At 55.2% G+C, this 24044-nt stretch carries 17 protein-coding genes; 3 read left to right on the forward strand and 14 right to left on the reverse strand.

The genetic code is table 11. The features are described 5' to 3' along the window. The first annotated feature begins 74 nt into the window (after positions 1-74). A complete protein-coding gene (locus MHH28_RS14915) occupies positions 75-317 on the forward strand; it encodes a helix-turn-helix domain-containing protein (RefSeq protein ID WP_405116170.1) in 243 nt (80 codons plus the stop codon). Between the two features lie 66 nt (positions 318-383). Here MHH28_RS14915 and cymR read toward each other — a convergent pair whose 3' ends face one another. Further along, positions 384-803, reverse strand: a complete 420-nt coding sequence (gene cymR / locus MHH28_RS14920; RefSeq protein WP_036732323.1) for a cysteine metabolism transcriptional regulator CymR — start codon at positions 801-803, stop codon at positions 384-386. Positions 804-1123: 320 nt separating this feature from the next. Here cymR and mnmA point away from each other — a divergent pair, with 320 nt between their 5' ends. Beyond that, positions 1124-2245, forward strand: a complete 1122-nt coding sequence (gene mnmA / locus MHH28_RS14925; RefSeq protein ID WP_405116172.1) for a tRNA 2-thiouridine(34) synthase MnmA — start codon at positions 1124-1126, stop codon at positions 2243-2245. A gap of 135 nt (positions 2246-2380) precedes the next feature. Here the strand turns inward: mnmA and MHH28_RS14930 are convergent, their stop codons facing one another. The 4 genes from MHH28_RS14930 to MHH28_RS14945 all read right to left on the reverse strand — a co-directional run bounded on the left by MHH28_RS14930 (position 2381) and on the right by MHH28_RS14945 (position 10404). After that, complete coding sequence (locus MHH28_RS14930) at positions 2381-5233, reverse strand: glycoside hydrolase family 48 protein (RefSeq protein ID WP_405117107.1); 2853 nt, start codon at positions 5231-5233, stop codon at positions 2381-2383. Positions 5234-5263: 30 nt separating this feature from the next. Then, on the reverse strand, positions 5264-8002 hold the full coding sequence (locus MHH28_RS14935) for a glycoside hydrolase family 9 protein (RefSeq protein ID WP_405116175.1): 2739 nt from the start codon (positions 8000-8002) through the stop codon (positions 5264-5266). Positions 8003-8547: 545 nt separating this feature from the next. Continuing rightward, complete coding sequence (locus tag MHH28_RS14940; RefSeq protein ID WP_405116178.1) at positions 8548-9852, reverse strand: replication-associated recombination protein A; 1305 nt, start codon at positions 9850-9852, stop codon at positions 8548-8550. A gap of 261 nt (positions 9853-10113) precedes the next feature. Next, entirely contained in the window at positions 10114-10404 is a 291-nt protein-coding gene (locus MHH28_RS14945) for a CD3324 family protein (protein WP_405116181.1), read from the reverse strand. Positions 10405-11004: 600 nt separating this feature from the next. Here MHH28_RS14945 and MHH28_RS14950 point away from each other — a divergent pair. Then, positions 11005-13020 (forward strand): methyl-accepting chemotaxis protein, encoded by a 2016-nt coding sequence (locus MHH28_RS14950; protein ID WP_405116184.1) that lies wholly within the window; start codon positions 11005-11007, stop codon positions 13018-13020. 445 nt (positions 13021-13465) lie between these two features. On the opposite strand, the gene MHH28_RS14955 is transcribed toward MHH28_RS14950, so the two are convergent. From MHH28_RS14955 to dtd, 9 genes are all read right to left on the reverse strand, one after another. Further along, complete coding sequence (locus MHH28_RS14955) at positions 13466-15676, reverse strand: HelD family protein (protein WP_405116188.1); 2211 nt, start codon at positions 15674-15676, stop codon at positions 13466-13468. 196 nt (positions 15677-15872) lie between these two features. Then, a complete protein-coding gene (locus MHH28_RS14960; protein ID WP_405116190.1) occupies positions 15873-17174 on the reverse strand; it encodes an NCS2 family permease in 1302 nt (433 codons plus the stop codon). 169 nt (positions 17175-17343) lie between these two features. Then, the gene (locus MHH28_RS14965) at positions 17344-18102 is read right to left on the reverse strand and encodes a ThiF family adenylyltransferase (protein ID WP_405116193.1); all 759 of its coding nucleotides are present in this window, start codon (positions 18100-18102) and stop codon (positions 17344-17346) included. Positions 18103-18121: 19 nt separating this feature from the next. Continuing rightward, positions 18122-19900: an aspartate--tRNA ligase gene (aspS, locus tag MHH28_RS14970; RefSeq protein WP_405116196.1), complete on the reverse strand. Its 1779-nt coding sequence runs from the start codon at positions 19898-19900 to the stop codon at positions 18122-18124. Positions 19901-19956: 56 nt separating this feature from the next. Continuing rightward, positions 19957-21216: a histidine--tRNA ligase gene (gene hisS, locus MHH28_RS14975; protein WP_405116198.1), complete on the reverse strand. Its 1260-nt coding sequence runs from the start codon at positions 21214-21216 to the stop codon at positions 19957-19959. A 778-nt stretch (positions 21217-21994) separates the two neighbouring features. Continuing rightward, entirely contained in the window at positions 21995-22456 is a 462-nt protein-coding gene (locus MHH28_RS14980; RefSeq protein WP_405116200.1) for a hypothetical protein, read from the reverse strand. A 51-nt stretch (positions 22457-22507) separates the two neighbouring features. Continuing rightward, positions 22508-23014 carry a type 1 glutamine amidotransferase domain-containing protein gene (locus tag MHH28_RS14985; RefSeq protein ID WP_405116203.1) on the reverse strand — a complete coding sequence of 169 codons (507 nt, stop codon included), beginning with the start codon at positions 23012-23014 and terminating at the stop codon, positions 22508-22510. 162 nt (positions 23015-23176) lie between these two features. Further along, positions 23177-23332: a hypothetical protein gene (locus tag MHH28_RS14990; RefSeq protein ID WP_405116205.1), complete on the reverse strand. Its 156-nt coding sequence runs from the start codon at positions 23330-23332 to the stop codon at positions 23177-23179. A 264-nt stretch (positions 23333-23596) separates the two neighbouring features. Further along, positions 23597-24040 (reverse strand): D-aminoacyl-tRNA deacylase, encoded by a 444-nt coding sequence (dtd, locus tag MHH28_RS14995; protein ID WP_405116208.1) that lies wholly within the window; start codon positions 24038-24040, stop codon positions 23597-23599. Between the last annotated feature and the right edge of the window lie 4 nt (positions 24041-24044).

The following is a 24044-nucleotide window of genomic DNA, read 5'->3' on the forward strand; positions in this document are numbered from 1 at the left end:
ATTCTTACTGCCTTCACCTTCAGCGTCATTGCCCTACTGCTCACCGTAGTTACTTTAGTAAAGGTTGGTTGGTAATGTATACCTTCAATAGCAAAGAAGAGCTGGCCGAATGGATCTCGCGTGAAGTCTGCGGCGTCTCGGAAGCGATGGAGATTCTGGAATCCTCGCGGCAAAAAATTCACGGTTTCGTGAAGAACGGAAAGTTGAAGCCGGTGAAGGAGACAAGCCGCGAACGCTTATTCTTCCGCTCTGATCTGCTAGAGCGCAAGGAAGCGGCCAAGGCGTACCATACGAAGAAGGATAAGCCCAGTGAATAAGCTCTATCAGTTGTAATAGACAAAAGACCCTTCAAAGCCGGGATGGCTTGAGGGGTCTTTCGATTTTTAGATATAGAACATATAATTGTCCGCCTGGCTCTCTTCCTTGAAGTTGATCAGGTCGGATAAGGTGGTGGAATCCAGCACATCGGCGATGCTGTCGCGGATTCGCAGCCAGAGGTCGCGCTTGGCCGGGTCGTCTTCTTCGGTGAAGTCTACCGGGGAGATCGGGCCTTCCAGGACGCGGATGATATCTCCGGCGGTAATAGTGTTGGTCTCGCGGGACAGAATATAACCGCCGTAGGCTCCGCGGATGCTCTTCACCAGGCCTGCATTGCGCAGCGGGGCGATGAGCTGCTCCAGGTAATGCTCGGACAGTCCGTTTTTCTCGGCGATGCTCTTAAGTGATGTAGGACCTTCGCCGAATTTCAGGGCAAGCTCCATCATAATGGTTAATCCGTAACGTCCTTTGGTTGATATTTTCAAAGGGGCACCTCTTTCGTATAGTTGCTGGTTCTGTTGTGGTTATTCAGCGTGACTCGACATGCGATATGTCATATCAACGTATTCCGATGTCTGCTCTCAGCTTATGTTATCATATCCATGGACACATTTGGAACAGCAAACGCTAATAATTCACGATTTTGTTCACCACTGGTGGACATATGGTCCATTCAGGGCCGTTTTTCGCTATAATTTAGAGCAGCCGTGTCCTCGTTTGGGGTAGACAGGTATGTTATAATACACAATGAGCCGGGTGTTCAGTAGGAACGCCGGTATTTTGTGTACAGAAAATGGTGATCACGATGACAAAAGCTAATCAGGATATCCGGGTCGTCGTCGGGATGTCGGGCGGAGTGGATTCCTCTGTTACAGCGCTGCTGCTGAAGCAGCAGGGATATGACGTCATCGGCATCTTCATGAAGAATTGGGATGATACCGACGAGTTCGGCGTATGTACGGCCGAGACCGATGCCGAGGATGTGCGCCGCGTCTGCGAGCAGATCGATATTCCTTACTATACCGTTAATTTCGAGAAGGAATACTTTGATAAAGTCTTTTCCTATTTCCTTGAAGAATATAAGGCTGGCCGGACCCCGAATCCGGATGTGATGTGCAACCGCGAGATCAAGTTCGGCGAATTCCTGAACAAGGCGCTGCAGCTTGGCGCGGATTATGTCGCTACAGGGCATTACGCCCGGGTCGTGGAAGAAGACGGTCTGTTCAAGCTGCTGCGCGGAGTGGACAATAACAAGGACCAGACGTATTTCCTCAATGCGCTGAACCAGTACCAGCTCTCGAAGGCCATGTTCCCGATCGGACATCTGCCGAAGCCGGAGGTACGCCGGATTGCCGAGGAAGCCGGACTCTATACCGCGAAGAAAAAGGACAGCACCGGCGTCTGCTTCATCGGAGAACGCAATTTTCGCGAATTCTTGAGCCAATACCTGCCTGCACAGTCAGGCAATATGGTCGATATCGCTACGGGCGAAGTAAAGGGCCGCCATGACGGCCTCATGTACTACACGCTGGGCCAGCGCCAGGGGCTTGGTATCGGCGGCTCCGGTACAGGCGAACCCTGGTTCGTAGCCGAGAAGGATCTGGCAAGCAATACTCTGTATGTGGTGCAAGGCGAGAAGCACATCAGCCTGTACTCGACCAGCCTCATGGCCTCTGGGGTGAACTGGATTGATCCGGCTACACTCGGCGATACGCCGCTGAAGTGCACCGCCAAGTTCCGCTACCGCCAGCCGGATCAGGGCGTTACCCTGACGAAGCAGGCTGATGGAACCGTCCATGTGGCCTTTGATGTTCAGCAGAAGGCGATTACGCCCGGACAAGCCGTCGTGTTCTATCTGGGCGACACCTGCCTTGGCGGCGGAACGATTGAGACGGCCGACAAGGTCGCGCCGCTTACGCAGGTGTAAGGCATCTCCTGCCTGAACTGCACCTCAACCACACAAAAGAACCTTCAAAACCACAGTGTGTGGAGTTGAAGGTTCTTTGTCTTTGATTAATCAGAATACAGAGTCACGCCGGGACTGGCTTACCGGACGGCAGCCTTATTGCGGCTGAACGCCCCAGACCAGCATACCGTTCAGATACAGCGGCACCCGGTTCCAGTCCGTGAAAGCCGTTATGCTTGAATCATAGGAGTAATCGTCCGCCTCATTGTAATTGCTCCAGTCGGTCTTGTTAATGCGCAGTTGAATCTCGCCGGTATTCGCACCCGGAGCAAGACTGCCCGCGCCCGCACTAAAGGAAATCTCCACATAGTGGTCCGCTCCTGTAACTGCAGGCTCAAGCTTCACGAAGCTGCCCAGCACATTGCTGCCGCCGAGAGCCGCATAATCGACATTGAACTGCTGTGCCCGCTCGCCGTCAATCGTGTAGTAATACCGTACCTTAACTTTGCTGAGGTCTACCGCTGTGGTCCCGTTATTGACAATCCGCAGCTGCGGACGGAACTGCGCATCTGTAGCGTTCGTATCCGTTGTACGGTATTGAACGGCCAGATTCCCTACGGCAGGCGTAGCGGTGGGTGCGACTGTCGGTGTAGCTGTCGGAACTACTGTCGGTGTAGCTGTTGGCACTGTTGTCGGTGTAGCTGTCGGTGTGGCGGATGGTGCTGTTGTCGGCGTAGCTGTTGGTGTTGCCGTCGGTGTAGTCGTCGGCGTTGGCGTTGGGCCGCTGCCGTTATTGATCAAGCGGTCATATTCGGCATAGGCTGTAGCCATGTCCACTTGTGACCAGAAGCGGTGATAAGTGAACTCAGGTGCGCCATTCTCCCAAGTTTTAGTTGCTGTGTTGTAGGAGCTATTGTATTTGTCTTCCAGATAACTCCACTTGGGATCATTTTTGATATCCGGATACACATCGGTGTAGCTCGCATACACTCCATTACCGCCCTTGGCCGGATCGGAAGGTACGGTGGCGTTGCCCGGTATGGTATTTCCTTGGCCGAAGGTACCGCTCCAGCCTGCCGGGAAATAGACCTCTTTGGTGAAGAACCGGAAATAATCCGCACGCTTCTCAAGTGTCGTAATGCCCACTCCGTCATTGTAGCCCCAAGCCGTATCCAGCAAGGATTTGGCCAATTGTGAAGCGGTTCCGCCGAGCGCGGTATTGCTGCCATGCTCCGCTTTATTCCCTGCGGCAAAGAAGGTGAGCGCTTTAATGTAACTGCCCAGCACACCGCTATCCTGTCCCGGATCTTTGGTCACTGCGTTCAGGCCACTATTGCCGTTAAAAGAGCTGAACCCGCTCCAGGTATCCGGCTGTCCATGCCACTCCACATTACCCGGAATCCAGAACTCGCCGGGTGCGGATACGGTGGCAACCTGCGGATCATCTCCGCCCAGAATCCGGTTTCCTTGCTGATCCAGATAATAGCCGGCGGCATCCGTTACCGGACGGCTGCCCGCAAAGGCATAATCTGTAGACCAGTCAATCCAGTTCTCAATGGCCCGCTTGGCCATTTTGAAGTTAGCCGAGGTGGTGTCCCCGCTGGAAGCCAGGATATAATACAGCTCTGCTACCCGTTCCATGCTCCAGGACTGCATCCCGAACCAGTTGTTGGATGGCGGGTCATGATAGACAGGAGCCTCGTCGTAGGCCATGCCGTAGAAGGTGCTTGTTCCTGCCGGATAAGCGCTGTAGGAGCCGCCATAGCTGCCCGTCGCACCGCCCGCAATAGCCCCTTCAGCCGATTGCAGCCAGTTGTAGAATTCCAGCTGGCGGGTCAGCGATTTGCCCCAGTCCGTTCCGGCCGTTGCCGAAGACGGAATCAGCCCTCCGGCTGCGGTCGACAGCGCATAGGCTGCAACCACATTCTGGTACCCCTGGTGCGCATGGCTGGCGCCGATTCTCCAGGCCCAGTCTCCGCCGGTTCCCAGGCCGCCGCCCCAGGCCGTATACCAGGCCAGCAGATACTGGCTGGAATCCTTGCCGGTTCCCGCTTCAGGCGTCCCGTCAGCGGCACTGCCGACCTTCTGGAAATACTTATCGTACATGCCGTAGCGCAGGAAATCGCCCATTTTTTTAGCTTTGTTCAGATAGACCGTATTCGTATAACCAAGGTCCTTGGCCCAGTACATGGCCTGCACAGCCCGCGCATCCGCATCCGTAGCATTCGTATACCGCCATTGTGCGGAAGGTGCGCTATTTTCCTTGGTGAACAGGGTCATGAAGCCTTCATTGGCTTTGCCGAACGTCTTGTTATCCTGTGAAGGGTGGCCTACGGCCTCCCAGACCGATTCCTGCACTCCGCGCTGGAAGGTGTTCACATAGCTGGCGGTGTGCGTAGGATTCAGCAGATTGCCGAAGCCGTACCAGTTGTCCACATCCACCAGCCAGTGCATCAGATAGGTCTGGTTATTGCCATAGGTGGCCTTCAGCTCGGCATCCAGCGGGTCCTTACCCGGGGTATACTTGCCGTTCAGTGCACTTGGATACTGATCCGGCTGAGACAGCTCGGAGGCGTAGGTCGCCGGGCTGTTCGGGTTGTAGCTGCTCATGGTCGGCTGCTCCTGCACCCCGTCGCCTTCATTGACCGGAATAATGTATTTCTCCATGTTGTCCCAGGCCGCTTCGAGCTTGCTCCAGTCTCCGGTGTTATGGCCGTACAGCACTTCAAGCCACATCCAGTAGCTGTAGGCCTCGGAGGTAGTCATATGCCCATAGTTGGGCGCCTCGCTAAGCAGGGTCTCCACCGAGTGATACGGGATGCCTTCAGCCGAGAAATAGCCGCTTGCCGGGTTTTTCAACTGGTCATATAATTGCAGGAATCTGGTCTTCTCCACCGATGCCGCCTTGGCGGTTCCCGGATGGAAATTGATGATCCCGCTGGTGAGAGACAAGGTGAGGACAGCACTCAGCGCGATAGAAAGCGGTTTCTTGAATGAACTTAGCTTCATCATTTCGGCATACTTCCTCTCTGGTATGATTTAGGGTTCGAGGCCCCAGACAAGCGTTCCTGCACGGTGCAGGGTGACTTTGTTCCAATCCGCGAAGGTCGCTTGAGTACCGCCATAGGAATAATCGTTGTTCTCATTGAAGGCCGTCCAATCGGACTTGTTGAAGCGCACTTGAATCTCCCCGCTGTCTGCCCCTGGAGCCAGGCTTCCTGCTCCTGCCGCAAAAGAAATCTCCAGATACGAATCGGCCAGTGCAACAGGCGCACTAAGCTTCCCGAAGGTTCCGCTTACGTTGCCGCTGCCGACCTGAGCATAATCACAGTGGAATTCCTGCGGCTTGTCCCCGTCAACGGTGTAATAATAGCGCAGCTTCAGCCCGCTGAGCGCAATGGCTTCGGTGCCCGTATTGACAATCCGGAACTGGCTGCGGATCTGTGAATCGCCGGGACTGGTATCATTGGTGCGATACTGCACACGCAGAGCTCCTGTCGTCGGCGTGGAGCCCTCGCGCGGCCGGGCCGCAGCCTGTACAGATGCCGTACTCTCGCCTACACTGTTCGATGCAGTTACCACATAATAATAGTCCACTCCGTTCGTCAGCCCGCTGTCGCTGTAGACCGCTGTGGTTGACGTACCAATTGCAGTATAGGGTCCGCCGCTCACCAGCGAACGCTTGACGGTATACGTGGTTGCACCGCTGACCGCATTCCAGCTCAAGGCCACGCTGGCATTGCCGGGTTCAGCCTGGAGGCCGGACGGACGTCCCGGAACCTGCGGTTCACCCGGGGTTCCGCCGCCGGAAGGCAGCTCTCCGTACACTTTGACACCTGCGTCGTATACCGGTATATAAGGATTCTTGGTGGCCGAGGAAGCATTCGCAGCCACTCCCTTGAAGGAGAAGTCATTGCTGTTGTCCCAGAAGGTGGTGTTCAGCGGTCCGGCAATGCGGAACTGAACCTCCTTGCGGTAAGCAGACTGTCCGCCCGGATAGATCGGGGTGCCGGAGAAATCTACTTTGGTGTAATAGATATGGTTCGCTTCATCGTAAGGCAGCAGCTGCGAGACAGTGGCTCCCTGGTTATAGCCTCCGGCCTTAACAGTGATATCGCCGGGGCCATATCCCGCAGCAACAGCCTCGCTGATGTCCAGATAGTAGTTGAAGGACAACTGGCTGCTGGAGCGGGCAGGCCATGCGGAACGGTTATTGAGGACCGCGCGGATCTCCACAAAATTGCTGCCGCTGGCATTCACGGAAGTCTCCGTGAACATCTCATCCTCACGCACCTCAAGCGCAGGGAAGTTCGCAAGCGGCTGCTGGCCTTGCCCGTGGAGCATCATCATCCGGGCCAGAGAGCCGGTAAAGGCTGAATTGTAATCAGTTGCAACTTCATTGGAGACATAATCGCTGATCGCATCGGTGTAGGCATCGGTCTTGGAGGGTCCGCCAACCAGTGCACCGTAGAGCACATGCCGGTGGTTCGCAGGAGTAGTCTGGCTGTCGCTCCAGGAGCCGTGTGAGGTGCGGTGATGGGGATGCTGGGGTGCATTGGCTCCGAAGCCGATCACATAGCTGCTACTCCGCGGATTATCGCCCAGCATATAGTTAATCTGCCGCTCCGCGAAGGTCTGGGCGGTGTTTTTTTTCACGGGATCGGTCACCCAGTCTGCATAGACAAAAGCCATAAAGGCCTGGTTAGCCGCATAGCGCAGCGCCCCCCACTGGTCCAGATGGGCCAGCCCGCCTGGAGTATACGCTACCCGGTCAGAGGTACCGTTCACCCCGGTCGTCCAGAACTGCATATTGCGTTCCGTGGATTGAATGAATTTGGGATCATTCGTGATGCGGGCCAGCAGGAGCTGCGCACCATAATGCTTGTCATCCCAGGATTGGGTCCATTGGTAGCCCCAGTCACCGGCCTGGTTCGTGCCCCACAGATCACTGGCGGCAATCGCCTTGTCCAGATAGGTCTGCTCGCCGGTCGCTAAGTATAGCCAGATTCCGCCCCAGCTTAATTCATCGGCATAGCTGCTCCATGAATTGTAATACTGCTTGGCGTCAGTGATGGTATCGGAGTAAGCCCCCCGGTACGTATCGGCAAAATTGTATAATTGCTTGGCATGCAGCAGGAGCTTGTCCGCATAAGCGGCATCTGAATCCCTGAAAATAATGGAAGCCGAGGCTAGAGCGGCGGCAATCTCACCAGCCAGATCCGAGCCGGGATGTGCAGCATCAATCTTGTAGGCCGGGCGCGCCATTGGCATGACCTCCGCCGGTCCCCACCAGTTATGGTCCGCCGTGCCGTTGCCCACCTGTCCCCACAGCTCATTCGGCGCAGTATGCGCTTTCACAAAATAGTCTGTTGCCCAGCGGATATTGTCCAGAATCTCATCCAGCTGCCCGGACTTCACGTAACCATCCTTGTACTCATAGACTGACCATGCCAGCATAGTTGAGGTGTACGCCATCGGAAATCCGAATTTGACATGATCCCCTGCGTCATACCAGCCTCCCGTCAGATCGTGGCCGACATCTGCACCGTCCTGCAGGCCCGAATCGCCTCTCCATTCCACACGGTTGTTCTCCGGCAGCTTGCCGGAACGCTGGGTCTCATAGAAATAGACGGATTTCTGCAGAGCTTCTGCATAATTGAAGCCGGCGGTGGCCGCGTCGGTGACAGACGGGTGAACAGCCGTCCCTGATACAATGGTGCAGGCTAGAATCAGGCTGAATGATGCGATACAGCCGGTCTTCCGTTTACTTTGACTCATCCTTACTCATCTCCCTTCGATTTCTTACTTTTTCAGTCCATCCGGACTCAGGCACGCACAACTATCTTCCCCAGTGTCCATATTAGACATAGTATTCAGATAAGTTCCATTTACCACCTCTATATTACAAATTAAGGTAAAATACCCCTACCTACATATATACCACATATAGTAAATTAATTCTATATATTTACATTCGTTTTTTTGTGGAAAATATACGTATTCCAGCAAAAAATTCGATTTCCAGCATATTTATCGCCTGCGGGGCTGTTCCTGTTCGTCGAATCGGCTCTAAAATAACAAAATTAACCCTGGCGGGTAAACCAAGCTGGAGCTTTGGTGCCACACTTAAAGAGTACCTCACTTTACTCCATCCGCCTGCAATTTTGCATACATCCGGCCCACGCACGCTCATCCGGCGCAATGTGGTCGGTTTTTCGATTACATTGCGCCCTCACACCCTCATCCAGCGCAATGTGTTTTATCATCCGCAAATACTTGCACGCACAAAAAAACCACCGTATGAAAAACACGGTGGTACAGAGTTATTGCCCGCGCCGCAGCTGCTGGTTATGGCGGATCTTCGCCTCGTTGCCCTGCTCGGTGGCCTGATAGAAGACCTTGCGGGAGATCGCCTTCGGCAGATAGTCCTGCTTCACATAGTGGCCGGGGAAATTATGCGGGTACTGGTAGCCCTCATGGCCCAGCTGGGCCGCACCTTTATAATGCGTATCCCGCAAATGCAGCGGCACCTCGGCCGACTTCAGATCCTCCAGGCTGTTCATGACGTTCGCGATAGCGGTCACTACCCCGTCTGATTTCGGACTCTCCACAGCGAAGAGTATCGCCTGAGCAATATTCAGCTTGGCCTCCGGCCAGCCGTTATTGCGGTAGGCATCCAGCGCACTGACCGCCTGAACCATCGCCTGCGGGTTCGCCAGGCCGATATCCTCGCTGCTGGCCGCGATCAGGCGGCGGATGAAGGTCATCGGGTCCATTCCCAGCTTCTCCACCGCGTAGAGGAACCAGAACAGGGCGGCGTCACTGGAGCCGCGGATGCTTTTGTGAAAAGCAGAAAGCACATCGTACTGCGTCGATTCGTCCGCTTTGACAATCGGGCGGCGGATCGATTCCTCCGCCACCGCAAGCGTAATATGCACGCTGCCGTCACGCTCCGGCGCCGTAGTCATCGCCGCCAGCTCCAAGGCATTCAAGGCGCGGCGGATATCGCCGTTCGCCATCGTGGCGATATGCAGCAGCGCGTCTTCATCTGCCTTCAGATCCATGAAGCCGAGGCCCTTCTGCTCGTCAGCAAGCGCCCGCTTCATCGCAATCAGGCTATGGCTGCTGGTCAGGGACTCCAGCTGGAATAAGGTCGAGCGGCTCATCAAGGCCCCGTTCACATAATGGAACGGATTCTCTGTTGTCGCACCGATGAAGGTGATCGTCCCCTTCTCCACGGCCGGCAGCAGCGCATCCTGACGGGAGCTGTTGAAGCGGTGTACCTCGTCCAGGAACAGAATTGTCTTCGAGCCGTACAGCGCCTTATTGCTCTGAGCGCGTTCAATGACCTCCCGCACATCCTTAACCGAAGCCTCCACCGCATTCAGCCGCACAAATTCACCTTGGGTATGATGAGATATGATATGGGCCAGAGTCGTTTTGCCGCAGCCCGGAGGCCCGTACAGCAGGATCGAAGAGACCTGGTCCGCTTCAATCGCTCTGCGCAGCAGCTTGCCCTTGCCTACGATATGCTCTTGTCCGATATATTCATCCAGATTGCCGGGCCGCATCCGGTCTGCAAGCAGCCGTCCGCTCCCATGGTCTTCACCCTGCGAGAATAAATCCATCCCTACACTTCCTTGCTGTCATCTAAGATTTCGATAGAATCACTACACTTCTCCTATCATACCATACCTCAGGAAGCGCAAGTAGAAACGGCTTTGCCGTGCTTTTGAAGGACGGTACCGTTCCGGTCATTTATAGCTGAAACCTATCAATCCTTATATTTTTAAAAAGAGCATGACCTCGCCGCCACCGGCGGGAGCCATGCTCTTTGTTCTATGATTAGAACTTATACAGGTTTTGGGAATGTGTTCAAAATGCCTGGACTAACGCTTCACTGCCAGCTGCATTTGCCGCATTTTTGAAATGATTTTGCGGATGCTTTCTTCGGATAAATGATATCTCTTCTGCAGCTCGTTCACCGAGCAGCCGCTGCTGTGACTACAGAAGATCTCCTCGTTGCGGGCAGCAATCTCTTGCCGGGACCCGCTGTTCTCGCCCCATCTTACCCGTTCTTCCGCTTTCTTCGGGATGTATAGCAGCTCACCCTGTATGTAGCTCTGCAGCTCTTCGAGCAGCCCCGGGGGGAGCACATCCTTTCCATTGACGTAACTCACGTTCAATTTCCTCCTTCAACAGGTGTGTTCCGTTCAGTCCGATCACTGTGCTGTTCAGAATAATCATTCCACCTGCCTCCTTTCTTCTCCTCAAATTTGGTAAATCACCTAAATTCATTATATTAAACCCTGCGGTTATCGTCTACATTCATTATGGATCAGCGAGCTGTCAGTGGCTGGTCAGTGTCATTCTATATATTGTAGTAACCGGAATTACATATCCGCTGCTTATACATAAGGAGGCCTCGCGGCCTCCCCTTAAACAGGTCTCCGTCTTAGACGGAAACCACCTCGTATTCTGAAAACATCATCTTCAGCCTCCTTCCAGAAGTAATCTTGCCCGGCCGGACACTTATTATTAAGCCACAGGCAGCCCCGGGTTACAAGTTCAAGAATAGTTATAATCGTTCTCCACCTGAAAGCTGGCGAGCGTACAACCTTGAAAAGAGGAGGGAGTATAGTCGAATTCGAGTGATTTTTTTGACGAAATACTAATTATTTAGTCGATATATGTCGAAATATATATTAAAATATCTAGTTACTTCGAGATATGGAAATAAATTTTAACCCCATCCATTCAGACATTCAGGAGGAACTTCCATGCCAACACCGAAAAAACCCCTAAAGCGCCTATTCCGTATCACGAAGCTCAGAACTGAACTGATGCTGCTCATCATTACAGCAATTGTGCTACCCTCACTGGCTCTGGTGGCCATATCGACACAAACCTCGGAATCGGCTCTGCGCTCCAAAATGGAAGACACCACACGCTCAAGCATCCACCTCCTGGATAAAACCTTGTCGCAGCTGATCCTGCTGGAGAGCGCCGGGGTGAACGAGATGGCGTACCAGATGAGCAGCGCTGCGCTTACGGGCAATCCGGCACAGCTGCGCAAGCTGATCGACAACTTCAAGCTGGAACATCCCGAAGTGGATATCGTGGCGGTGGGTAATGAGGACGGGAAGTATATGTTCGCGCCGGACTCCAAGCCGGACAATTATGATCCCCGGATACGCGACTGGTACATAGATGCACTTAAGAATCCGGAGAAAACATCGGTGATCGATCCCATTTTCTCCAAAGTAACGAACAGCTATATTCTGCCGATCTCCAAGGCTTTTCCGGACGGCAAGGGTGCGGTTACGATCAGCATCAGCATGAAGGAGCTTATGGACTTGGCGAAGAATGTCAGTCTGGGCGACAGCGGTTATGTCTTCATCCTGGACGGCAATAACAAGGTGATCTACCACCCTTCCATGGAGATTGCTTCGGAGGCCACAGGCGCTATGACGGCTGGAACCAAGCAAGGCCCGGCGGGTAAAATCTCCTATAAGGATGCTGCAGCCGATACGCAAATGGACGGTTACTACATTACCAATGAGCTGACCGGCTTCACCCTGGCCGGAGTGCTTCCGGAGAGTGAATATACGAAGGCGGTCTACCCGATTCTGTATAAGTCGGCTATCGTTCTCGTAACCGCGCTGCTGATCGCTGCCGTGATTACCTTCCTGATTATCCGCCGGATTACCGGGGCGCTGGAACGACTGAACCATTCGGCCAAGCGCGTAAGCGAAGGCTATCTGGATGAATTCGTCCACACCAGCCGCAGGGATGAGATCGGCCAGCTTGCCGGCAATTACAATGAAATGGTCTCTTCGCTGCGCACCATGGTGCAGGAGGTTGCCGAGACCTCCGGCCAGCTCGCCGCAGCCAGTGAACAGCTCACGGCCAGCACCGCCGAGAACAGCAAGGCAGTTGAATATGTGACAGAGCTGGTGGAGGAATCCACCCGGGGCGTGGAGACCCAGGCCTATGCCTCTGCCGAAGTCGCTACGACCATGGAGGAAATGTCCACCGGCATCCAGAAAATCGCCTCCGCTTCAGAAGCGATTGTGAGCGCCGCTATACTGACGGAAACGGATGTCGCAACCGGCAGCTCCCGGATGCAGGAGGCCCTGCAGCAGATGAAGACGATCCGCGAATCGGTGCAGCAGTCCGGCACCCTGATCGCTGAGCTTAACGGCTTAAGCACCAGAGTGGCAGAGACCAGCACGGCGATCTCCGCCATTGCCAAGCAGACCAACCTCCTGTCGCTGAATGCCGGCATCGAAGCGGCCCGGGCCGGAGAACACGGCAGAGGCTTCGCCGTGGTTGCCGGTGAAGTGCGCAAGCTCTCGGAGGCCACGAATCTCAGCGCCGGGCAGATTCAGGAGACCATCACCGAGATGGTAGGCCTGATCGCCAGCGCTTATGATGCGATGAAGCATAAGGTGGTAGAGGATGTGGAGCAGGGCATGGCGCTTACCGTGGAGGCGAGCGAAGCCTTCCGGCAGATTGAGCAGTCCACCCGGCAGGTCGGCGAGCAGATCCATGAGGTCTCGGCCATTACAGAGCAAATGTCGGCCAGCAGCTCGGAAGTGGCCGCCTCCGTCCAGGAGATGGCCACAATCGCCAAGGCTGCGCTCGACTCCTTCCAGAGCGTTACCGCAGCTACGGAGGAGCAGCTTGCTTCCATGGAGGAGATCACCTCCTCCTCTGCGGCGCTCTCCGGCATGGCCTCCGATATGCAGGGGCAGGTGGAGCGGTTCCAGTTCGAGCCGAAGGGTAAGGCTTAATAATACAGAACCGCCCCAAAATGCAAAGCAGCGATCCTCCAATAAAGGAGAATCGCTGCTTTTTGTCTTCCATCAGGGAAACTCCGCCGATTGTTACGGACTGAGGAGCGCTTATTTCGGATGAAGGTCATGATTTGGCAAAGTTACGGACACCATGGACCTTATCAGCCGATATTCCGCTCATAAGCATGGCTTACAGAGACAATAAAGGCGCTACGGTCCGTTACAGCCCAAAAAGTGGCGTTTTCCTGAAAATAAGGGCGCTACAGTCCGTAAGGAGCCGAACTCGCCTTTGCGCTCATTGGCGCATTGGCGCATTGGCGCATTGGCACATCGGCGATTCGGCGGATCTGTTTCGCCAAATCGCCGAATCCGTTTTACCGGACAGTAGCGGGATTGCCGCTGGTTGGGTTTCCCACGACCGCTCGACCCTGTCTCTCTTGGCCTATTGCACCTCTGGCTCCGGCCAGCCGGATACGGTCTCCTCTGCGTTCAGTTGAACGTAAGGCGGTAATTCGTCGCCCCTAAGCAGCCACAGCTCATGCAGGGCGCGCGTGCAGCCTACATACATCAGCTTGGCATCCCAGGCCGCCGCTCCGTAATGGGCGCTGTCCGCGTCCGCCAGAATGACGGCATCAAACTCCAGACCCTTGGACAAGTACACGGGCAGGATTGACAAGCCGCCGCGGTATTCCGTGATGCTGCCGTCAATCAGATGAAGATCCTCGAACTGCCCGGCCAGCTCAGCGTACAGCGCAGAGGCTTCCCGCAGGCTGCGGGTCAATACCGCTACCGTGCGGTATTCGCGCCCGGAGAGCTGCGAGAGCGCGCTCTTGACCGCGCTGAGCCGCTGGTCCAGCGGTGCAGCCGTCGCAGTTCCCGGCAGCGCATTCTCCTCGTAGGAGATCAGCCGCACAGGATTGCCGCTGCGGAAGACTGGCACGGCCAGCAGCTCGCTGCCGACGCCCGCAGACAGAATGCCGTTGGCGAACTCAATAATCTCCATCGTTGAGCGGTAGCTTCGGGTAAGGGCGTGGTAGGCCGTGTATTCTTCGGCGAACAATGTCTGCATCTCTCTCCACGCATGCACTCCCTTATAGGCGTGGATGCCCTGCGATAGATCACCCAGAATCGTGAAGGAATGTCCCTTCACATACAGATCGAGTACGGCGATCTGGAATGGCGAGAAGTCCTGCGCTTCATCGATAACGATATGGTCGAAGCGCTCCGTTCCCTCATTGCCGTTCAGAAGATAATGGATATAGAGCAGCGGAGGAAGATCCTCTTCGCGCAGAATACCCTTCTTCAGCTCCTTCACCGTCTCCTTCAGCACGGCTGGCGGAATCTCTTCCGGCGCTGCTGCCGGCCAGTCCTCCGGCACTTTGGCTGCCCGAAAGATCTGCTTGTAGATGGCGAGCGGCTCGTATTTCGGCCATTTGGCGCTGTAAGCCTTCTCGCGTGCCGCCCCCTTCTTCTTGCGCTCCTTCAGCGCAGCTGCTGATGGACTCTTCTTAAGCTCCATCTCGATCCAGCGGTGCAGCCGCGCCATCACGCGCTCCTTGCGTTTCGCCGGAGGATACGGCGCATATTCCTCGTTGTGCCAGCGCAGAATCATCTCGCGGCGCAGCACCGCCCCGTCCCACGGGCTGAAATCGCCCTCCGGCACAGCGCTGGTCTCCAGCAGCTTCACGCTGGATTCAATCACGCTCATCAGCACCGTAGAGCCTTTGAAGCGTCCGGGGGTCTCTTCGGTGATGACCGGCATCGCTCCCGCGGTCTCGAACCAGCGGCTCATGACCTCCGAAGCATCCTGCTCCGGCAAGGTTACGCCCAGCACCTCTGCCGCCCAGTCCGGGAACGTGCTCTGGGCGATATTGCCGACGCCCAGCTCCGGCAGCACATCCGAGATATAGTCCAGGAACATCCGGTTCGGGGCGAAAATAATCATTTTCTCCGCCGAGACCTGCTCCTTGTATTGATACAATAAGAAGGCCAGCCGGTGCAGCGCAACGGTCGTCTTGCCGCTTCCCGCCACCCCCTGGATGATCAGCGCCGTATTCTTGGCCGCCCGGATAATCTTATCCTGCTCCTCCTGGATCGTGGAGACGATATCCCGCAGCCGGTTATCCTTGTTCTCCCCCAGCCGGTAGACCAGGAATTCATCCGATACCGCCGGAGCATCGCTGTCCCGGTTATACGTATCCGCCACCCGCTCCAGGATCTGCTTGCGGATCACCACGTTGCGCTTGAGATAGACCAGCCCTTCAATCAGTCCCTCCGGTGCTTCATAAGAGGCCGGGTCCGTTCCTCCGGTAAAAGAATAAAACAGGCTCGCCACCGGTGCCCGCCAGTCAATGACAAGCGGACGGTCGCTTACCTGCTCGCGGTCTACGCCGATTTTGCCGATATAGAGTGCCTTACGGTCTTCCTCGTCATTGCCCTGAAAATCAAGCCGTCCGAAATAAGGCTCCTGCCTAAGCTTGGCAAGATCTTTGCGCTTCTGTTCCCTCGAATCCTCCAGCACCTGCTCGGTATAATCGTGTCCCGTGTACACCGGTGTTGAGCGCAGCCGCTCAAGGGTCGAGTCAATCTCTGTCAGCACGCGGTTCAGCCTGTCTTCTTCCTCTTGATAGGCACTTTGAAAGTTGTCCTCCAATTTCAGTTACCTCCTAAAAGTTATGCGGGCATTCACTTCCTGAAATCTCTTCGAGCATAACTCGCTTCGGAAGCATGCACCTTAAGTGATGTGAGCAGTACATCATATCACAACAGGAGCAGTAAAGCCATATATTTCAAGCTGCTGCCCGCGCCGCGGCTAACCAGGAGGTGGAAGCAGTCCTTCCCCTCTCACGTTAGCCCATCAGCGCATGCAGCACGAAATTGGCAATGAACAGTCCGGCAATGCCGTACAGCGCCGGAGGAACCTCCTTGCCTTTGCCGGTAGCCAGCTTCACTAGCGGATAGGTGATGAAGCCAAACGCCATGCCGTCCACGATGCTGTAGGTGAAGGGAATCATCACCATCACCAGGAACGCCGGAAACAGCTCGGTCATGTCACCGAGATCCATCTCGCGCACACTCTGCACCATCAGGCCGCCGATCACGATCAGAATCGGCGCAATGGCGCTGTCCGGCACATAAGCCAGCAGCGGGATGAACAGGAAGGTCGCCCCGAACAGCAGGCCGGTGACAAGCGAGGTTAAGCCGGAACGGCCGCCGGCCGCAATGCCGGCGGTAGATTCGGCAGCGGCGACCACCGGACTGCTGCCGAACAGACCTGCTGCGATGTTGGCGAGCGAGAGCGCCCGCAGACTGCTTTTGAAGCGTTCCGGGCGTCCTGCCATCAGCGTCTGGGAAGAGATCAGGCCGATATTCTCGAAGACCACAATCAACAGCAGCAGGAAGACGGCAATCCAAAAGACCAGGCTGACGAATCCGCCCCAGTCCATACCGGCGAACACGCTGCCGTATCCGCTGAACACATGTCCCGGCTCGGTATTCTTCGGCGCATGGGCGGCTCCCAGCAGATAGGCAAGACCTGTGCCCACGAGCATACTGATCAGCAGTCCGCCGCGTGTGCCGCGGATGAACAGCACCAGCGCCAGCAGCAGCGTCACCACCGAGGTAATGACCGCAGGCTCGCTGAAATGCCCGATGGCGACGAAGGTGGTGGCATGGGCAATGACAATCCCGCTTTTTTGCAGGCCGATGAAGGTCAGGAACAGCCCGATGCCGACTGTGATCGCATGCTGCAAATTATGTGGAATGGCATCGCTGAGAATGCGGTAGAGCGAGGTGAAGGCCACAATGGCGAACAGCACACCGGTCACTACTACCACCGCCAGCGCCTCACGCCAGTCCAGCTTCATGGAATGCACCAGCGTGTAGGTGAAAAAGGCATTGATCCCCATACCCGGAACCACGATAATCGGCGTTTTGCCGCCAAAGGCCATCAGCAGGCAGCCCGTGACCGCTGTCAGCAGCGTGGCTACCATCCCGGCCCGCAGCGGCATGCCTGCGTCTGCCAGGATCGCCGCGTTAACCATTACAATATATACCGAAGCGAAATACGACAGGATGCCGGCCGCCCACTCCTGTTTCCAGTTGTCGCCCGGTTCCATTCCCACGCTATTCCGCCAAACATTCGATTTCATGTGTACAAACCTCCACTGATTTTCAAGTTCCGCCAGCTATTCCCCGGCTCGCCGCATCAGGTATCAGCGGCTCCGCCGGTATAGCTATTATGCCTTTCTATTACCGCTTCAAGCCGCAAAAGGGCATACAGCCGGAAACCGGCTACACACCCTTTTACCTGTTAAAACCTTATTCAAATGTAATGCCGCCCGTTTCGAGCAGATCCCTTACCGTTACACTGACCATAATCAGGCCGACTACAGGGGGTACAAAAGAAGTACTGGCCGGAGGCTGCTTCGCCTTGCGCCGGTCCGGCGCATTCGCAGGCACAATCTGCTCCGTCACATCTTCGCGCGGCTTCACGGGCTTCTCGGTGGAGAAGACCACCTTCACGCCCTTCTTGATGCCTTCCTTACGCAGTCTGGTACGGATCACCCGGGCAATCGGATCCATAGTGGTCTTGGAGATGTCGGCAACCTGGAAGCGGGTCGGGTCCATCTTGTTGGCCGCTCCCATGCTGGAGATCAGCGGGATCTTCCGCGCCAGGCATTCCTTGATCAGATGAATCTTATAGATAATCGTATCCGAAGCGTCAATGACATAGTCCAGCTTGTATTTGAACAGCTCCTCGTACGTCTCTTCGGTGTAGAACATATTCAGGGGAATCGCTTCACATTCCGGGTTGATCAGCTTGATGCGCTCCACCATCAGATCGGTTTTGTTCTGGCCGATGGTCGTCGTCAGCGCATGGAGCTGGCGGTTGATGTTGGTAATATCCACGGAGTCCTTGTCAATCAGGATAATCCGGCCGATGCCGGTCCGGGCCAGGGCTTCCGCCGCCATGGCGCCGACGCCGCCGATCCCGAGCACAGCCACTGTGCTGTTCTTCATGATCGCCAGGCCCTCCGGCCCGATCGCCAGCTCCGTACGCGAGAACTGATTCAGCATGATGTCAGCCTCCTATGATTTATTTCTTGTCCTTCTCCGGCTTCGGTGCCAGCTTGATGTGCAGCTGCTCCAGTTGTCCGGCATCGACCGGGGACGGGGCATCCATCAGCAGGTCCGTTGCACTTGCCGTCTTAGGGAAAGCAATGGTCTCACGCAGATTCGTGCGGCCTGCCAGCAGCATAATCAGACGGTCGAAGCCGAACGCGATGCCGCCATGCGGAGGCGTGCCGTATTCAAAGGCATCCATCAGATAGCCGAATTTCTCATAGGCCAGCTCCTGCGAGAAGCCCAGCGCAGCGAACATTTTCTCCTGAACATCACGCTTGTAGATACGTTGGGAACCGCCGCCTACCTCATAGCCGTTCAGCACCAGGTCATATGCCTGTGCGCGGATAGCGCCAGGATCGGTATCGAAGAGATGCAGGTCTTCGTCCATTGGGCGGGTGAACGGGTGATGCTCGGCCACATAACGCTTCTGGTCTTCATCGTAGCCGAGCAGCGGGAATTCCGTTACCCAGGCGAATTTGAACACACTGTCATCGATCAGGCCAAGCTGGCGGCCAATCTTCAGGCGCAGGGCGCCAAGCACATCCGCTACCACCTTCTTGGTATCAGCAGAGAAGAGCAGCAGGTCGCCTTCTTCGGCACCTGTGCGCTCCTTCACGGCAGCGATTTCTTCCTCGGAGAAGAACTTCACAATCGGTCCCTTGAATTCGCCGTCCTTCACCTGAATCCAGGCCAGGCCCTTGGCGCCGTAACGGGCCGCGTAAGGTCCAAGATCATCAATCTCCTTGCGGGTCCAGGTACCGCAGCCCTTGGCGTTCAGACATTTCACTTCTCCGCCCTTCTCGATTACGGAAGCGAAGACCTTCACGCCGCTGGCGGCCACGATGTCATTCATCTCTACCAGCTCCAGGCCAAACCGCAGGTCCGGCTTGTCGGAGCCGTATTTGCCGATCGCTTCAGCATAGGTCAGCCGCTGGAACGGTGCGGATACCTCTACCCCAACCGTCTCCTTCAGCAGGCGCTGCATGAGCTTCTCCATCATCGCCAGCAGCTCATCCTGCGGCATGAACGAGGTCTCGATGTCGAACTGCGTGAATTCAGGCTGGCGGTCAGCGCGCAGGTCCTCATCACGGAAGCAGCGGGCCATCTGGTAATAACGCTCGATACCGCCGACCATCAGCAGCTGCTTGTAGATCTGCGGCGACTGCGGAAGCGCGAAGAATTCGCCTTCATGCACACGGCTGGGCACGAGATAGTCCCGGGCACCTTCCGGCGAGCTTTTGGTCAGAATCGGAGTCTCTACATCGATGAAGCCTTCATTGTCCAGGAAATCGCGGAAGATCTTAGCCGACTTGGAACGGAGCAGCAGCGTCTTATGCATCTCCGGACGGCGCAGGTCCAGGTAACGGTATTTCATGCGCAGGGATTCGTCTACTTCCACCCCGTCTTCGATGAAGAATGGAGGCGTCTTGGCCGCATTCAGCACTTCGATATCTGTAATCTGCACTTCGATCTCACCGGTCGGCAGGTTGCGGTTAATCGTCTCCTCATCACGCTTCACCACGGTGCCTGTCACGGACAGCACGTATTCACTGCGCACCTTATCGGCAATCTGCAGCGCTTCGCCGGAATAGTCGGGGTTGAAGACAATCTGTACAATCCCTGTCCGGTCGCGCAGGTCAATGAACAGCACGCCTCCAAGGTCACGGCGGGTCTGTACCCAGCCGTTCAATGTTACGGTCTCACCGATGCTCGCTGTTGTTAATTGTCCACAGTTATGGCTTCTGGTCATCTTTTATCCTACCCCTTCATGATTGAAATTACCTATACTCGTACTCGCTTAATCGTCTAATTCTGAATCAGCGCCTGGGCCAGCTCGTCCAGCTTGACGGTCCGCTGCTCGCCGGTCTCCATCGACTTCAGTGCGATGACGCCGCTGTTCAGCTCGTCTTCACCGAGAATCGCCGTATACCGGGCCGACATGCGGTCCGCCGACTTCATCTGCGCCTTCATCTTGCGTCCCAGGTAGTCGCGCTCCGCAGAGAAGCCCAGGCTGCGCAGACGGAACAGCTGCTTCGTGATTTCCAGATCTGCCGCCTCGCCCAGTGCGACGAAATACACATCCAGCGGCTTCGCCGCTTCCAGCGCCACACCCTGATTCTCCAGAATCAGCAGAATCCGCTCCAGGCCGATCCCGAACCCGATGCCCGGCTGATCCGGTCCGCCGATCTCCTCGACCAGACCGTTGTACCGGCCGCCGCCGCCCACCGTGTCGATGGAACCGATGCCTGCCGCTTTATACTCAAACGCCGTATGCGTGTAATAATCAAGGCCGCGTACCAGACGCGGGTTGATGCTATACTCCACACCCATCACATCCAAGTGGCCCTTCACCTTGGCAAAATGCTCTGTACACTCTTCATCCAGACTGTCCAGAATGGAAGGCGCCCCGCCGAACTTGTCCTGATCGACCTTGCAGTCCAGCACGCGCAGCGGGTTGCGTTCCATCCGCCGCTGGCAGTCGCTGCACAGGCTCTCTCTCATCGGTCTCAGGAAATCCAGCAGCTTCTCGCGGTAAGCCGCGCGGCTGGGTGCGTTGCCGACAGAGTTCAGCTCCACCCGCACATCCTTCAGCCCCAAATCAATATAGAACTGATATCCCAGCGAGATGACTTCGGCATCGATGGCCGGGTCTACAGCGCCGAACGCTTCAATCCCGAACTGATGGAACTGGCGGTATCTGCCTGCCTGCGGCCGTTCATAGCGAAACATCGGTCCGATATAATACAGCTTGCTGACATCCGGCTCCCCGTAGAGCTTGTTCTGGACATAGGCGCGTACCACGCCTGCTGTCCCTTCGGGACGCAGCGCCAGATCGCGGTCACCCTTGTCCTTGAAGGTGTACATCTCACCTTCCACAATATCCGTTGTCTCCCCGACTCCGCGCTCGAATAGTCCGGTATGCTCGAACAGCGGAGTACGGATCTCCCGGTAATTGAAGCGGCGGCATAGCTCTCTTGCCTTAGCCTCCACCACCTGCCATTTCTCTACTGCACCCGGAAGTACATCCTGCGTACCTGTAGGTTTCTCGAATCTTTCTTTAGCCACAGTCTATCCCTCCTGAAAATAACCCCTTAAAACAGCAAAAAATCCCTCGTCCCTGTTCAATTACAAACAGGGACGAGGGATTATCATAACCAATAATTCACCCGTGGTACCACCCACATTCCGGGCTCAATGCAACTTGCTCTGCATAAGCTCCGCTCTAAGCGGTTAACGCCCGCCTACGCGCATTCGGCTACTGACTGAAGGCTCTAATGCTGCCTGCGTTCGCCGTGCGTTCTCGGGGAGGTCATTCGTCCGTTCATCAACAGAATCCTTACAGCCGTGCGGATCAGCGGTATGGTCCTCCTTAACTGGACGACAGCCATGATCTGCGGGATTCCTCTCTGGGGTTGTGGGTTACGGATTACTTGGTCCCGTCATCAAAACAATATAAACTTACCTATACTGTTAGATTCTACTGAACCACTGCGCTAAAGTCAAGGATTGAATTAGTGTAATCCCTAAAAACAAAAAAGTGACCTGCAGCCGATTGCTGCAGGTCCATCATCATATATTATAAAAAAGGGGGTCATGCTTCTATTATAAACACGCTATATTAAGGAATCATGAATGTAGTGTTACAAATGCATTACAGAAAAGAAAGCGTTTCACCAGGCCGTCCGAATTCCGTCTGTCATGTTAAACAATAGGTTACACTAACACGCTATTCCTTGTCTATAGAATTCATGCCTTTTCCTTCGTATAAATACAAAACAGCTCCAGCCCCTCATAACGGAGGGCTGGAGCTGAACTTAACGTTCAGGTTAAGCAGCGGTCCTGCTTAATCAAAAATCTCCACATAAGCCTGCTTGCCGCGCAGAACCTCTACCACTTCATTGTATTGGTTCTCGGCCACCTTGAGATCCATCACATAATGCAGGTGCTCCAGGTCACTGTCTTTCAAATCGTTCCCTCTGTGGACCTCGCCCTCGTTGCGCACTTCATCTGCCCGCACTTCATCGGTACGGTTCAGATCATCGTCTGCCGCAACGGCAGGGACTATCGCCGCACCTGACCCCATACCGGTTGAACTTCCGGCAGCGTACACGCCTCCTGCACCTGTAGAAGCGGTATTCGTGGAGCCCAGCGGAATCAGAATATTGCGCCGGTTGTTCGCCCCATTATTCAGAGGGTCCGTTAACGCCGATACTTCAATTCCCTCTACACCGTACGGAATCAATGCTGTCTTGGCACCTTCCGCTGCACTTTCTGTACTGAAATAGGCCTGGATTCTTTTACTCATTGTAAATCCCTCCCATAAATTAGTGTTATTCCTCTCGGAGTTTAAGCTTTATTACAACACCTTAAGCAGCTCACGCACAAATGCGGGCTCATCCTTGGGTGTGCGTGAAGTAATGTAATTGCCGTCCACGACAACCTCTTCATCCTTGAACTCCGCGCCGGCATTGATCAGATCATCCTTCAGCGGCGGATAGGAGGTCAACGTGCGGCCCTTGAGCAGTTCAGCACTGATCAGAATCTGTGGTCCGTGGCAGATCGCGGCAATCGGCTTGCCTGCACGGTCTGCATCCTTCACAAATTGCAGAATATCAGGGTCGAGGCGAAGGTTCTCCGGCGATGATCCGCCTGGAATAACTACAGCATCATAATCTGCGGCTTTCACCTCGCTGATAGCTTTATCGGCCGTGTAGGATACGCTTCCTTTTTTGCCGAGCAGTGTCTCATTCTTCTTCAGACCAATGATTTCTGCCTGGTGGCCTGCCTGTAATACCTCTTCGTAAGGAACCTTCATTTCGGAATCTTCAAAGCCATTTGCGAGCAGAAATGCTACTTTACTCATGAGATAGATATCTCCTCTCTACGCTATTCTGTTCTCGTCATTCTATTACCCGCATTCCCCGGCTTTATAACCAGACCGAACCGCTTCCCGCAAATTCTGTCCAGTAAATATTGCCGCGCTGCTCCGAAAAATCCAATTCACCGCATCCCTTTATGTACGCATTTACGTACGCGGCAAAAGACCGCGGCCCCTTCGCTGGAGCCCCTGCAGCTCCTTCAGGTCCCCGGCCTCCTTCGCAGTCGCTGAAGCTTCGGCCATCGACCCGGCCGCATGAGCCTGTATGGTGTTCCATATCCATGCTTTTGGTGCTTGTCTCATTTCTGTTTGCTCCCCGTACTTGTGAATAATGGTTCATCATTCTTAGTCTATCCAGCAAGGGAGGCCGCTATCCCGGATGGTTAACTCCAAGCAAAAAGACCCCACTTATGTGGAGTCCCGTGATGTATCTTATCAAGTGGAAACGGCTTTGTTGTCCTTTGTAAGGACGGTACCGTTTCGGCGAGAAATAGAAGGATAAATTATCGTGTGAAACATATAAATTCTTATATTTACAGTTGAGTCGGCAGCCGCCCGCTCCTAATTCTAACCCTTGCTGTCCAGCAGAAGCGTCACCGGTCCCCAGTTCGTAAGGGCGACATCCATCATCGCTCCGAATACGCCAGTCTCTACCTGCAGGCCTCCGGCACGCAGCTCCTGGTTGAAGTAGTCGTAGAGCCGCTCTGCCTCAGCCGGAGCCGCCGCCGCCATGAAGTTCGGGCGTCTGCCCTTGCGGCAGTCGCCGTACAGCGTGAACTGCGAGACAGACAGAATGGCGCCTCCGGCTTCTGTCACACTGTGGTTCATTTTACCGGCAGCATCCTCAAAAATCCGCAGTCCGGCAATCTTGTCGGCCAAATACTTGGCATCCTTCTCCGTATCCTCATGGGTGACGCCGACCAGCAGCAGCAGGCCCTCTCCAATCGCTCCGGTCACTGCCCCGTCCACCGTCACACTGGAGTTCTTGCAGCGCTGCACAACTACTCTCATCTCA

Source organism: Paenibacillus sp. FSL K6-1217 (assembly GCF_045040735.1).
In the GTDB taxonomy this organism is placed as follows: domain Bacteria; phylum Bacillota; class Bacilli; order Paenibacillales; family Paenibacillaceae; genus Paenibacillus_AQ.